The organism is Kitasatospora sp. NPDC004723 (assembly GCF_040609255.1).
Taxonomy (GTDB): domain Bacteria; phylum Actinomycetota; class Actinomycetes; order Streptomycetales; family Streptomycetaceae; genus Kitasatospora.
The window spans coordinates 326,821-341,750 of the sequence record NZ_JBEXJT010000002.1 but is presented as its reverse complement, the minus strand read 5'-3'; the positions used below and the strand labels follow the sequence as shown (position 1 = coordinate 341,750).

The 14,930-nt window shown below is 76.1% G+C and carries 1 protein-coding gene; it reads right to left on the bottom strand.

What is annotated here, in order from left to right; all coding sequences use genetic code 11:
• Positions 1-9: 9 nt before the first annotated feature.
• Entirely contained in the window at positions 10-14,892 is a 14,883-nt protein-coding gene (locus tag ABZW10_RS04335; protein ID WP_355359655.1) for a type I polyketide synthase, read from the bottom strand.
• Between the last annotated feature and the right edge of the window lie 38 nt (positions 14,893-14,930).

Below are 14,930 nucleotides of genomic sequence, written 5' to 3'. Positions count from 1 at the left end.
CAGGCCGTCTCAGAAATCGCTGTCGCCGAGCGCAAGTTCGACAAGATCGTCGACGTCCATCGTCTCGATGGACTCCGCCGTACCGGGGTCGTCGGGTGCCGGTTCTCCCGCGCCGGGCTCCGCCAGCCGCAGCAGGGCCTCCAGCAGTCCCGCCTCCCGGAGACGGGAGAGCGGGACGGTCGCCAGGGTCTGCCGCAGCCGCGCCTCCGGCACGCCGCCGGAGGCACTGCCGTCGCCGGTGCCCGCGCCGATGCCCTCGCCGGTGTCCGGCAGGAGTTCGGCGCACAGGTGGTCGGTGAGCGCGCCGGGCGTGGGGTGGTCGAAGACCATCGTCGTGGGCAGTCGCAGCCCCGTCGCCGTGGCGATGCGGTTGCGCAGCTCGACCGCGGTGAGCGAGTCGAAGCCGAGCTCCCGGAACGCCCGGTCCGGCTCGATGGACTCGCCCCCAACGTAGCCGAGCACCGCCGCGGCCTCCACCTGGACGACGTCGAGCAGCGCCGCGTGCCGACCGGCCGGCGGCAGCTCCGCGAGGCGCCGCACGAGCTCCGACGCCCCGCCGCCGGCGGCCTCCTCGCCGCCGACGGCCCCGGCCAGCGCCTCCCGGACCTCCGGCAGGTCACCGAGCAGCGGGCTCACCCGGCCGACGGTGAACGACGGCGCGAACCGCGACCAGTCGACGTCCGCCACCACCACCGCGGTCTCGTCCCGGTCCAGGGCGTCCTGGAGCGCGCTGACGGCCAGCGCGGGCGCCAGCTGCGGCAGGCCGCGCCGGCGCAGGTGCTCGGCCGCGCCGTCCTCGGCGGCCATGCCGCCCTCGCCCCACGGGCCCCAGGCCACCGCCGTCGCGGCCAGGCCCCGGGCCCGGCGCCGCAGCGCCAGGGCGTCCAGGAAGGCGTTGCCCGCCGAGTAGGCGGCCTGGCTGCCGCTGCCCCAGACCCCGGAGACCGAGGAGAACAGCACGAAGGCGTCCAGGTCCCGGTCCGCCAGCAGCTCGTCCAGGTGCACGGCTCCCGCCACCTTGGCCGCGACCACGTCCGCCAGCTCGGTCAGGTCGGTCTCCATGACGGCGGTGAACTGCGGAAGACCGGCGGCGTGCACCACGGCGGTCAGCGGGCGTTCGGCCGGCAGGGAGTCCAGCAGCCCCGCCAGTGCCTCGCGGTCGGCCACGTCGCAGGCGGCGACGGTGACCGAGGTCCCCAACGCCTCCAGTTCCTCGCGCAGTTCGGCCGCGCCCTCGGCCGCCGCACCGCGCCGGCTGGTCAGCACCAGGTGCTCGGCGCCGTTGCGGGCCAGCCAGCGGGCGGCGTGTCCGCCGAGCGAGCCGGTGCCGCCGGTGATCAGCACCGTGCCGCGCGGGCGCCACTCGCGGCCCGGGGTGCTGCGCGCGGCCCGCGCCAGCCGGCGGACGAACACGCCCGAGTCGCGCACCGCCAGCTGGTCCTCGTCCCCGGAGCCGACGAGCACGTCGGCCAGCCGGCCCAGGGCACGCGCGTCCGACCCGGCGGACGGCGGGAGGTCGACCAACCCGCCCCAGCGGTCGGGGTGTTCGAGCGCGACCGCGCGGCCCAGACCCCACACCAGCCCCTGCAGCGGATGCTCGACGGGGTTGGAGCGGCCGACCGAGACGGCGGCGCGGGTGACGCACCACAGCGGCGCGTCCAGCTCGACGTCCCCGAGCGCCTGCACCAGGGTCATCGTCGCCGTGAGCCCGAGCGGCAGCGCCCGGTGGACCGGATGCGCGCGCTCGTCCAGCGCCAGCAGGGAGAGCACCCCGACGGTCGGGGTGTCCTGCGCCAGGGACTCGCGCAGCAGTTTGGCGAGCATCACGCGGTCGGTGCCGGCGTCGGCCACGATCAGCGTCGACGGCTCGGCACCGCGCTCCCGCAGCACGCGCGCGCAGGCGTCGGCGGTCCCGTCGTCGGCCGCGACGACCAGCCAGCCGCCCGTCAGCGGCCCGGACGGGAGGTCGGTCCAGGGCTTCCAGGTGGCCTGGTAGCGCCAGCTGTCCACGGTGCTCCGCGTCCTGGCCTCGCGGCGCCAGGAGGCCAGCGCGGCGAACACCGAGTCGAGCGGGGCGTCGGCGTCCAGACCGAGCCGCTCGGCCAGCGCCTGCGGCTGCCCACGCTCCACGGTGTCCCAGAACTCGGCCTCGGCCGGGTCGGCGGGAGCCGCCGCGCCGGGCCGCCCGGGTGCGCCCCGCAGCCAGTACCGCTGGTACTGGAAGGCGTAGGTGGGCAGGTCGACCCGCCGGGCGCCGGTTCCGGCGAGGACCGCGTCCCACGCCGGGGAGATGCCCCGCACATGCAGCTCGGCCAGGGCGGTGGTGAAGGAGTCGGATTCGGGGCGGTCGGCGCGCAGGGCCGGGACGGCGACGAAGTCCGCGTCGGCCAGGGTCTCCTGGACCATCGGGGTCAGGCCGCCCGGGCCGATCTCCAGGAAGGCCGTCACGCCCTTGGCGTCGAGCGTCCCGACGGCGTCGGCGAACCGGACGGCGTGCCGGACGTGCCGCACCCAGTACTCGGGGTCCGCCAACTCCTCGGCGGTGAGGGGATCCCCGGTGAGGGTGGAGACGATCGGCCGGGTCGGCTCGGCGAAGGTGACGCGCTCGACGACCTCGCGGAAGCGGGCGAGCATCGGCTCCATCAGCGGCGAGTGGAACGCGTGCGAGACGGCGAGCCGCTTCGTACGGCGGCCGTCGGCGGCGAGCAGGTCGACGACCTCCGTCACGGCGTCCTCGGCACCGGAAATGACCACCGATGTGGGCCCGTTGACCGCGGCGATGCCCACCAGGTCCTCGCGGCCGGCCAGCAGCGGCGCCACCTCGTCCTCGGAGGCCTGCACCGCCACCATCGCACCAACCGACGGCAGCTCTTGCATCAACCGGCCGCGCATGGCGACCAGTTCGGCAGCGTCGGCCAGCGAGAGGGCACCCGCGACATGGACGGCGGCCAGTTCGCCGATGGAGTGGCCGGCCAGCACGTCCGCCCGCACCCCCCACGACTCCACCAGCCGGAACAGGGCGACTTCTACCGCGAACAGCGCCGGCTGGGTGAACTCCGTGCGGTTCAGCAGTTCCGCGTCCTCGCCGAACACCACGTCGCGCAACGGCCGTTCGAGGTGGACGTCCAGGTGCGCGCAGACCTCGTCGAAGGCCTCCGCGAAGACCGGGAACGACGCCTCCAGCTCACGCCCCATCCCCAGCCGCTGGCTCCCCTGCCCCGAGAAGAGCAGGGCCAGCCGCCCCCGGGAGGGCGCGGCGGCCCCGCGCACCAGGCCGGCCGCCGACTCGCCCCGGCCCAGCGCGCCGAGTCCGGCGGCGAGGTCGGACCGGTCGCGTCCCACGACGACCGCCCGGTGGTCCATGGCGGTCCGCGCGACGGCCAGGGAGAGGGCCAGGTCGGCCGGCGCCGCCGCCGGGTCGGCGTCCAGGGCGGCGAGCAGCCGGTGCGCCTGCTCACGCAGCGCCGGTTCGTCCTTCGCCGACAGCGCCCAAGCCAGGCTCCGCGGCGCATCCGCGCCGGACGGGGCCGGCGCGGCGGCGTCCGTGGCGGCGTCGGCGGGCGCCTGCTCGATGATGGTGTGCGCGTTGGTGCCGCTGACGCCGAAGGAGGAGACGGCGGCGCGCCGCGGACGGTCGGCCGCCGGCCAGTCCACCGGCGCGGTCAGCAGCCGCACCGCGCCCGCCGACCAGTCCACGTGCGGCGTCGGCTCGTCCACGTGCAGGGTGCGCGGCAGCGAACCGTGCCGGATCGCCAGCACCGTCTTGATCACACTGGCGACGCCCGAGGCGGCCTGGGTGTGGCCGAGGTTCGACTTGATCGAGCCGAGCCAGAGCGGCCGGTCCTCGGGCCGGTCCTGCCCGTAGGTGGCGAGCAGCGCCTGCGCCTCGATCGGGTCACCGAGCGCGGTGCCCGTGCCGTGCGCCTCCACGGCGTCGATGTCGGCGGTGGAGAGCCGGGCGTTGGCCAGGGCCTGGCGGATCACCCGCTGCTGGGCGGGTCCGTTCGGCGCCGTCAGACCGTTGGAGGCGCCGTCCTGGTTCACCGCGCTGCCGCGCACCACCGCCAGCACCGGGTGCCCGTTGCGCTCGGCGTCCGAGAGCCGCTCGACCAGCAGCATGCCGACGCCCTCGCCCCAGCCGGTGCCGTCCGCCGCCGCCGCGAAGGGCTTGCAGCGGCCGTCGGCGGCGAGCCCGCGCTGACGGCTGAACTCGATGAAGGCGTTGGGGCTGGACATCACGGCCGCGCCGCCGACCAGGGCCAGCGAGCACTCACCCTGCCGCAGCGCCTGAGTCGCCAGGTGCAGGGCGACCAGCGAGGAGGAGCAGGCCGTGTCCACCGTCACCGCCGGGCCTTCCAGCCCCAGCGTGTAGGCGATCCGGCCGGACATCACGGAGGAGGAGCTGCCGGTCAGCAGGTGCCCCTCCACGCCCTCGGGCAGCTCGGCGAGCCCGGCGCCGTAGCCCTGGTAGCCGGAGCCGACGAAGACACCGGTCCGGCTGCCGCGCACCGAGACGGGGTCGAGCCGGGCCCGCTCCAGGGTCTCCCAGGCCACCTCCAGCAGGATGCGCTGCTGCGGGTCCATGGCCAGCGCCTCGCGCGGCGAGATCCCGAAGAACCGGGCGTCGAAGGAGGCGGCGTCGTGCAGGAAGCCGCCCTGGTTGACGTAGCTGGTCCCCGCCTTCTCCGGGTCCGGGTCGTAGAGGGCCTCGGTGTCCCAGCCCCGGTCGGCCGGGAACGGGCCGACCGCGTCCGCCTCGTCCGCGAGCAGCCGCCACAGGTCCTCGGGGGACCGCACACCGCCGGGGAAGCGGCAGCCCATCGCGACGATCGCGATCGGCTCCTCGCCCGTGGCCGCGGTCGCCGCCGCCACGGGGGCGTCTGCGGCGTCCGGTTGCGACCCGGACAGCTCGGTGGCCAGGAAGGCCGCGAGGTCCGCCGCGTTGGGGTGGTCGAACACCAGGGTGGTCGGCAGCCGCAGCCCCGTGCCGGCGTTCAGCCGGTTGCGCAGCTCGACGCCGGTGAGCGAGTCGAACCCCAGGTCCTTGAACGCCCGATCGGGCGCGACCGCCTCGGGACCGGAGTGGCCGAGCGCCCCGGCCACCTCGGTGCGGACCAGGTCGAGCAGGACGCGGTCGCGCTCCGCGCTCGGCAGCGCGGCCAACTCCTGGCCGAGGGAGGGCAGTCCGGCACCGGACCGGGCCTGCGCGTCCTCGGTTCCGGTCAACGCCTGCCACACCTCGGGCAGTTCGCCCAAGAACGGGCTCGGGCGGGTGACGGTGAAGGCGGGGGCGAAGCGCTCCCAGCGCACATCGGCCACCACGACCGCCGTCTCGTCCTGGTCCAGGGCCCGCTGGAGAGCGGCCACCGCGGGCTGCGGCGCCATGGCGGGCAGGCCGCGGCGGCGCAGATGGGCCTCGGCCTCCTCGCCGTCCACCATGCCGCCCTCCGCCCACGGGCCCCAGGCCACTGCGGTCGCGGCCAGGCCCCGGGCCCGGCGCCGCAGCGCCAGGGCGTCCAGGAAGGCGTTGGCGGCGGCGTAGCCGGCCTGGCTGCCGCTGCCCCACACACCGGCGACGGACGAGAACAGCACGAACGCGTCCAGCGGACCGTCCCCCAGCAGCTCGTCCAGGTGCACGGCGCCGGCCACCTTGGCGGCCACGACCTCGGCGAGGTCCGCGAGCGTCGTGCGCTCCACCGGGGCGAACTGGGGCATGCCGGCGGCGTGCACGACGGCGGTCGGCCGGTCGGCCTCGGGGAGGTCGGCGAGCAGCCGGGCCACCGCGTCACGGTCCGACACGTCGCAGGCCGCGATGGTCACCCGCACACCCAACGCCTCGATCTCGGCGGCGAGTTCGGCGGCCCCGGCGGTGGACGGGCCACGCCGGCCGGTGAGCACCAGGTGCTCGGCGCCGCGCTGCGCGAGGTGCCGGGCCACCTGGGTGCCCAGCGCGCCCAGTCCGCCGGTGACGAGCACCGTGCCCCGGGGGCGCCAGACACGCTCGGCGACGCCCGTGCCCGTCGTGGCGGCGGCGGCTCGATGGAGGCGGCGGACGAAGGTGCCGGAGGAGCGGACGGCGAGCTGGTCCTCCTCGCCCCCGCCGGCGAGCACGGCGACGAGCCGGCGCACCGAACGGTCGTCCAGCGTCTCCGGGAGGTCGACCAGCCCACCCCAGCGCTGCGGGTGCTCCAGCGCCACGGAGCGGCCCAGGCCCCAGATCATGCCCTGGGACGGGCTCTGGGCGCCGTCCGACCGGCCGACCGCCACCGCGCCCCGGGTGGCGCACCACAGCGGTGCGTCCACCCCGGCATCGCCCAGGGCCTGGACCAGCAGGGTGGTCAGCGCCAGCCCGAGGGGCAGCACCGGGTGACCGGGGTGCCGGTCCTCGCCGAGGGCGAGCAGCGACAGCACACCGGCGGGCGGGGCGTCGACCGTCTCGGCCAGCCGCCCGGCGAGCGCCGCACGGTCGTCGTCGCCCCTCGCGGAGAGCTCGACGACGTCGGCGCCGTGCGCGCCGAGCGCCGCCCGGACCGCCACGGCGACCGGGTGGTCCTGCTCACCGTCCGGGACCACGAGCAGCCAGTTGCCCGTCAGTCCGGCATCACCACGGACGGTCAGCGGCTTCCACTGGACCTGGTAGCGCCAGCCGTCCACCACCGAGTGCTCGCGCTGACGGCGGCGCCAGCTGGACAGCGCCGGGAGCACCGAGCTGAGCGGTGCCTCCCCGTCCACCTCCAGCCGCTCGGACAGCGAGGCCAGGTCCGCGCGCTCGACGACGTCCCAGAACTCCGCGTCGGCCGGGTCCGTCGCGACGGCTCCGCCGGCCGCCGGGGCGGACGCCTTGAGCCAGTAGGACGCGCGCTGGAAGGCGTAGGTCGGCAGGTCGTGGATGTGCCGGGCGTCGGTGCCGGTGAGGGCGGCGGTCCAGTCGAGGGTGATGCCGTGGGTGTGGAGGTGGGCGAGGGCGGTGGTGAAGGCCTCGGCCTCGGGGCGGTCGGCACGCAGGGCCGGGACGGCGACGAAGTCCGCGTCGGCCACGGTCTCCTGGACCATCGGGGTCAGGCCGCCGGGGCCGACCTCCAGGAAAGCCGTCACGCCGTTGGCCGCGAGCGTCTGGACGGCGTCGGCGAACCGGACGGCGTGCCGGACATGCCGCACCCAGTACTCCGGGTCGGCCAACTCCTCGGCGGTGACGAGCTGTCCGGTGAGCGTCGAGACGATCGGCCTCGTCGGCTCGGCGAACGTAATGCGCTCGGCGACCTCGCGGAAGCCCGCCAGCATCGGCTCCATCAGCGGCGAGTGGAACGCGTGCGAGACCGCCAGCCGCTTCGTACGACGACCGTCGGCGGCGAGCAGGCCGACGGCCTCCGCCACGGCCTCTTCCGCACCCGAAATGACCACCGACGTAGGACCGTTGACGGCCGCGATACCCACCAGGTCCTCACGGCCGACCAGCAGCGGCGCCACCTCGTCCTCGGAGGCCTGCACCGCCACCATCACGCCGCCGGGCGGCAGCTCCTGCATCAACCGACCACGCGCCACCACCAGTTCAGCGGCATCGGCCAGCGAGAGGACGTCGGCCACGTGGGCGGCGGCGAACTCACCGATCGAGTGACCCGCCAGGAAGTCCGCCCGCACGCCCCACGACTCCACCAACCGGAACAGCGCCACCTCCACCGCGAACAACGCCGGCTGCGTGAACTCCGTCCGACCCAGCAGCTCCGCATCCTCCCCGAACACCACCTCACGCAAAGGGCGTTCGAGGTGGACGTCGAGAGCGGCGCAGGCCTCGTCGAAGGCCTCCGCGAACACCGGGAACGAAGCGTGCAGCTCACGCCCCGTCCCCAGCCGCTGGCTCCCCTGCCCCGAGAAGAGCAGAGCGGCCTTCGCCCCCGGCACCGCGACACCACGGACCACCGCCCCGGACGACTCGCCGTTCGCCAGCGCACGCAGGCCCTCCAGCGCCCCCGCCACATCCGGCGCGACCACCGCCGCACGGTGCTCCAGCACCGCCCTGGACACGGCCAACGAGTACGCCACATCGGCCGCCACCAGATCCTCACGCCCCTGCGCGTACGCGAGCAGCCGCGCGGCCTGGTCCCGCAGCGCCTCGGGAGACTTCGCCGACAGCACCCACGGCCTCGCGGCCTGCCCACCCCGGTCCGCCTCACGACGCGGGACCGCCGCAGCCGGCGCCTGCTCGATGATGACGTGCGCATTGGTCCCGCTGACCCCGAACGAGGAGACACCGGCCCGGCGCGGACGATCGCCGGACGGCCACTCCACCGACTCGGCCAGCAGCCGCACCGCACCGCTCGACCAGTCCACGTGCGACGACGGCTCGTCCACGTGCAGGGTGGGCGGCAGCACCCCGTGCCGCATCGCCATCACCATCTTGATCACACCCGCCACCCCGGCCGCCGCCTGGGTGTGACCGATGTTGGACTTCACCGTCCCGAGCCAGAGCGGCCGCTCCTCGGGCCGGTCCTGGCCGTAGGCCTTGAGCAGGGCCTGCGCCTCGATCGGGTCGCCCAGCGTCGTCCCGGTGCCGTGCGCCTCCACCGCGTCGACATCGGCCGCTGACAGCCCGGCGTTGGCCAGCGCCTGCCGGATCACCCGCTGCTGCGCGGGGCCGTTGGGCGCCGTCAGGCCGTTGGACGCGCCGTCCTGGTTGATGGCGCTGCCGCGCACCACCGCCAGCACCGGGTGCCCGTTGCGCCGCGCGTCCGACAGCCGCTCGACCAGCAGCATGCCCAGGCCCTCCGCGAGGCCGGTGCCGTCGGCCCCGGCCCCGAAGGCCCGGCAGCGCCCGTCCTCGGACAGGCCGCGCTGTCGGCTGAAGGCGATGAGCGCGCCCGGGGTCGACATCACCGTGACACCGCCGGCCAGCGCCAGCGAGCACTCGCCCGAGCGCAGCGCCTGCGCCGCCAGGTGCAGGGCCACCAGCGACGAGGAGCACGCCGTGTCGACGGTCACCGCCGGCCCCTCCAGGCCGAAGGTGTAGGCGAGACGGCCGGAGACGACCGCCGCCGAGTTTCCGGTGAGCAGGTGGCCTTCGAGTCCCTCCGCGTCCGCCTCGCGCAGCCCGGCCGCGTAGTCCTGGCCGTTGGTGCCGGTGAAGACGCCGGTCCGGCTGCCGCGCAGGGCGGCCGGGTCGATGCCGGCCCGCTCGAACGCCTCCCAGGTGGTCTCCAGCAGCAGGCGCTGCTGCGGGTCCATGGCCAGCGCCTCGCGCGGCGAGATCCCGAAGAAGCCCGCGTCGAACTCGTCGGCGTCGTGCAGGAATCCTCCCTCGCGGGTGTAGCAGCGGCCCGGGGCGTCGGGGTCCGGGTCGTAGAGACCGTCCAGGTCCCAGCCGCGGTTCGCCGGGAGGCCGGTGATCGCGTCGGTCCCGTCGGCCACCAGCCGCCACAGCTCCTCGGGGTCGGCGACCCCGCCCGGGAAGCGGCAGCTCATCGCGACGATCGCGATCGGCTCGGCGTCGTCGCCGGAGCGGCCGGCGCGGACGGGGGCGGCGGCGACGAGGTCCTGCTCGGCGCCGAAGGCCTCCTCCAGCAGGTGCCCGGCCAGGGCGGCCGGGGTCGGGTGGTCGAAGACCGCGGTGACCGGCAGCCGCACGCCGGTCGCGGCGATCAGCCGGTTGCGCAGCTCCAGCGCGGCGAGGGAGTCGAAGCCCAGCTCGCGGAACGCCCGCCCGGGGTCGACCAGTTCGGCGGCGCTGTGGCCGAGTACGGCCGCGGCCTGGCCGCGGACCAGGGCGAGCAGCGCCTCCCGGCGCTCGGCCGGCGCGAGTGCGGCCAGCCGCCCCAGCTCGGCGGAGGCCTCACCGGCCGCCGCCCCGGCCGCCCGGCGGACCGGCGTCCTGATCAGGCCGCGCAGCAGGGCGGGCACGGTGCCGCCGGCCGCCTGGGCGCGCATCGCGGCGAGGTCCAGCCGCACCGGGGCGAGGGCCGGGTCGTCCAGCGTGCGGGCGAGGTCGAGCAGGCGGAGGCCTTCGTCGGCCGCGAGCGGCACCAGACCGGCGCGGGCCATCCGCCGGAGGTCGCCGTCCGCCAGCCGGGTCTGCGCGCCGCGTTCCTCCCAGACGCCCCAGGCCAGCGAGGAGGCGGCGAGCCCCTCGGCCGCGCGGTGGTGGGCCAGCGCGTCCAGGAACGCGTTGCCCGCCGCGTAGGCGCCCTGGCCGGCGCCGCCGAGAGTGCCGGCGAAGGAGGAGAAGAGGACGAAGGTGGCCAGGTCGGCGTCCCGGGTGAGTTCGTGCAGGTTGAGCGCCGCGTCGACCTTGGGGCGCAGGACCTGGTCGAGCTCCTCGGCGGTCAGCGCGTCGACCAGGCCGCCCGCGACCACGGCGGCCGCGTGGACGACGGCGGTCAGCGGCCGGTCCTCGGGGATGCCCGCCAGCAGGTCGGCCAGGGCGTCGCGGTCGGCCGCGTCGCAGGCGGCGACGGTGACGGACGCGCCGAGGGCCGTCAGCCGCGCGCGCAGCTCGGCCGCGCCCTCGGCGTCGGGTCCGCGCCGGCCGGTCAGCACGAGGTGGCGGATGCCGTGCTCGGTGACGAGGTGTTCGGCGACCAGCCCGCCCAGCGCGCCGGTGCCGCCGGTGATCAGGGCGGTGCCGTTCGGGTCGAGCGGGGCCGCGGTGAGGTCCCCGGCGGCGTCCGGCGCGGTGCGCAGCGGGACGCGGGCCAGCCGGGCGACGGCCACCGCCCCGGCGCGCAGGGCCAGTTGCGGCTCACCGGTGGCGATCGCGGCGGGCAGCAGCCGGAAGGACTCCGGGTGGTCGTCGATGTCCGCCAGGACCAGCCGGTCGGCGTGCTCGGACTGCGCCGAGCGGACCAGGCCCCAGACCGGCGCGTGGTCCAGGCCGGGGGTGTCGGCCCCGGCCTCGGTGGCCACCGCGCCGCTGGTCAGCAGCACCAGCCGGGAGCCGGCGAGGCGTTCCTCGGCCAGCCAGTCGTGCAGCAGCGCGAGGGTGTCGCGCGCCGTCGCCCGGACGGCCTGCGCACCGGCCCCGCCGGTGGGCAGGACGGCCACCACCACCTCGGGCAGCGGCGTGCCGCCCGTCGCCACGGCCTCGGTCAGCGCTGCCGGGGTGGCGAAGGCCTGCGGCGGCCGGGGGCTGTCGAGCAGTGCCCGGACGGCCGCCGAGGCGTCGTCGCCGAGCACCGCCCAGGGGCCCTCCGGTGCGGTGGCCGGCACCGGCAGCGCCGTCCAGTCCACCCGGTAGAGGGCGTCGTGGTGTCCGCCGCGGGCCGGGCGCAGCTGTTCGTCGCCGACCGTGCGGAAGGAGAGCGTGCCGACCCCGGCCACCGCCCGGCCGGTGCCGTCGGCGACGGTCACCGACACGGCGTCGGTGCCGGTGGGGGCCAGCCGCACGCGCAGTTCGGCGGCGCCGGTGGCGTGCAGGCGCACCCCCTCCCAGGAGAACGCCAGCCGTCCGGTGCCCATGTCGCCGAGCGGGCCGAACCCGACGGCGTGCAGCGCCGCGTCCAGCAGCGCCGGGTGCAGGCCGAACCGGGACGCGTCGGGCTGCGCCTCGGCGGGCAGGGCGACGCTGGCGAAGACCTCCTCGCCGCGCCGCCAGGCGGCCCGCAGGCCCTGGAAGACCGGGCCGTACTCGAAGGAGCGCTCGGCGAGGCGGTCGTAGAAGCCGGTGAGGTCGATCGCGGTGGCGTCGGCGGGCGGCCAGTGGGTGAGGTCCTCGCCCGCGTCGGCGGGGCCGGCGCCCAGTACGCCGGTGCCGTGGCGGGTCCACTCGTCCTCGGCGGGGGCGTCCTCGGGCCGCGAGTACAGGCCGAAGGAGCGCCGGCCGTTCCCGTCCGGGGGTCCGACCGAGACCTGCACCACCACGCCGCCGTGGTCGGGCAGCAGCAGCGGCGCTTCCAGGGTCAGTTCCTCCAGCAGGCCGCAGCCGACCTGGTCGCCGGCCCGGATCGCGAGCTCGACGAAGGCCGTGCCCGGCAGCAGCACCGTGCCCAGCACGACGTGGTCGGCGAGCCAGGGGTGGGTGTGCGCGGAGAGCCGGCCGGTGAGCAGCAGGCCGTCGGAGTCCGCCAGGGTGACGACGGCGCCCAGCAGCGGGTGGTCCGCCGGGCCGAGCCCGAGGCCGGCGGCGTCACCGGCGGTGTGCGGGGCGTCCAGCCAGTACCGCTGGTGCTGGAAGGCGTAGGTGGGCAGCGGGACGGTGCGGGCGCCGGTGCCGGCGAGGACGGCCGGCCAGTGGACGCCGGCCCCGTGTGCGTGGGCCTCGGCGACGGCGCGCAGCACCCGGGCCGGGCCGCCCTCGCCGCGGCGCAGGGTGCCCAGCGCCACGGCCTCGCCGCCCAGCGCGTCGACGGTCTCCTGCATGCCGATCGTCAGCACCGGGTGGGCGCTGACCTCGATCAGGACGCCGTGGCCGTGGGCCACCAGCGCGCGGGTGACCTCCTCGAACCGCACGGTCTGCCGCAGGCTCCGGTACCAGTAGTCCGCGTCCAGCTCGGCCGTGTCCAGGGCCGTGCCGGTCACGGTGGAGTAGAACGGCACGTCGCAGGAGCGCGGAACGATGTCCGCGAGTTCGGCCAGCACCCGCTCGCGCACCGCTTCGACCTGCGCCGAGTGCGAGGCGTAGTCGACGGCGATCATCCGGGCCCGGACGTCGTCGGCGACCAGGCTGTCGCGCAGTTCGGCCAGCGCGTGCGGGTCGCCGGACAGGACGATGGACGAGGGGCTGTTGACGGCGGCCACCGACAGCCGCTCGCCCCAGGGCGCGAGGCGCGGGGTCAGGCTCTCCAGCGGCAGGTTGACGGACATCATGCCGCCCAGCCCGGCCAGGACGGTCAGCGCGCGGCTGCGCAGCGCCACCACCTTCGCGGCGTCCTGCAGGGAGAGCGCGCCCACCACGCAGGCGGCGGCGATCTCGCCCTGGCTGTGCCCGGCCACCGCCTCGGGCCGCACCCCGTAGGAGTGCCACAGCTCGGCCAGCGAGACCATCACGGCGAACAGCACCGGCTGCACGACGTCGACCCGGTCCAGTCCGGGCGCGCCGTCCTCGCCGCGCAGCACGGCCGTCAGCGACCAGTCCACGTAGGGGGCGAGGGCTTCCTCGCACTGGCCGATCCGCTCGCGGAACACCGCGGAGGCGTCGAGCAGTTCGACGGCCATGCCGGTCCACTGCGAGCCCTGCCCGGGGAAGACCAGCGCGACCTGGCGGACGTCCTCGGCGACGCCGCGCACCAGGTCCGGCTCGGGTGAGCCGGCGGCCAGCGCGGCCAGCGCCCCGTCGAGCCCGGCCCGGTCGGCGGCGAGCAGCACGGCGCGGTGCTCGAAGGCCGAGCGGGAGGTGGCCAGGGAGAGGGCGACGTCGAGGGCGTCGAGTTCCGGCTCCGCCGCGAGGTGTGCGTGCAGGCGTCCGGCCTGGGCGACGAGAGCGGCCTGGTCCTTGCCGGACAGCACCCAGGGGATCAGCGGCAGCGCCTGCCCGGGCGCCGGCGGATCGCCGTCGGCCGGGTCGCCCTCCGTGTCCGGCTGGGGCTCCGGCTGTTCGAGGACGAGGTGCGCGTTGGTGCCGCTGACGCCGAAGGCCGACACGCCGGCCCGCCGGGGCGCGCCCGTCTCGGGCCAGGCGGTCGCCTCGGTCAGCAGCGTCACCGCGCCGGCCGACCAGTCGACGTGCGGCGAGGGCTCCGTGACGTGCAGCGTGGGCGGCAGCACCCCGTGCCGGATCGCCTGCACCATCTTGATCACACCGGCGACGCCGGCCGCGGCCTGGGTGTGGCCGATGTTCGACTTGATCGAGCCCAGCCGCAGCGGCCGGTCGGCGGGCCGGTCCTGACCGTAGGTCGCGAGCAGGGCCTGCGCCTCGATCGGGTCACCGAGCGCGGTGCCGGTGCCGTGCGCCTCCACCGCGTCCACCTCGGCGGGCGACAGCCGGGCATTGGCCAGCGCCTGCCGGATCACCCGCTGCTGGGACGGCCCGTTCGGCGCCGTCAGACCGTTGGACGCGCCGTCCTGGTTCACCGCGCTGCCGCGCACCACGGCCAGCACCGGGTGCCCGTTGCGCCGCGCGTCCGAGAGGCGCTCGACCAGCAGCACACCGACGCCCTCGCCCCAGCCCGTGCCGTCCGCCGAGGCGGAGAACGCCCGGCACCGGCCGTCGGGCGACAGGCCCCGCTGGCGGCTGAACTCGGTGAACGTGGTCGGCCCGGCCATCACGGTGACGCCGCCGGCCAGCGCCAGCGAGCACTCGCCCTGGCGCAGTGCCTGGACGGCGAGGTGCAGGGCGACCAGCGAGGACGAGCAGGCGGTGTCGATCGTCACCGCCGGGCCCTCCAGGCCCAGGGTGTAGGCGATCCGGCCGGAGACCACGCTGCCCGAGTTCCCGGTGCTCACGTAGCCCTCGATGCCCTCGGGCAGCTGCGGCAGCCGGGAGGCGTAGTCGTGGTACATGACGCCGGCGAAGACCCCGGTGTCGCTGCCGCGCAGCGAGCGCGGGTCGATCGAGGCCCGTTCCACCGCCTCCCAGGACGCCTCCAGCAGCAGCCGCTGCTGCGGGTCCATCGCCAGCGCCTCGCGCGGGCCGATGCCGAAGAATCCGGCGTCGAACTCGGCGGCGTCGTGCAGGAAGCCGCCCTCGCGGGTGTAGGTGGTGCCGGGGTTTCCGGGGTCCGGATGGTAGAGCGACTCCAGGTCCCAGCCGCGGTCGGTGGGGAAGCCGGAGATCGCGTCGCCGCCCTCCGCGACCAGCTGCCAGAGGTCCTCCGGCGAGCGGACCCCGCCGGGGAAGCGGCAGCTCATCGCCACGATCGCGATCGGCTCGTGGTTGCGGCTCTCGACCTCCCGCAGCCGCTGACGCGCATGGCGCAGGTCGACGGTGGCACGCTTGAGGTAGTCCCTGAGCTTGTTCTCGTCAGTCATCTGAATTCCGTTCCGCAACGCCGAGGGGAGTACGTGCC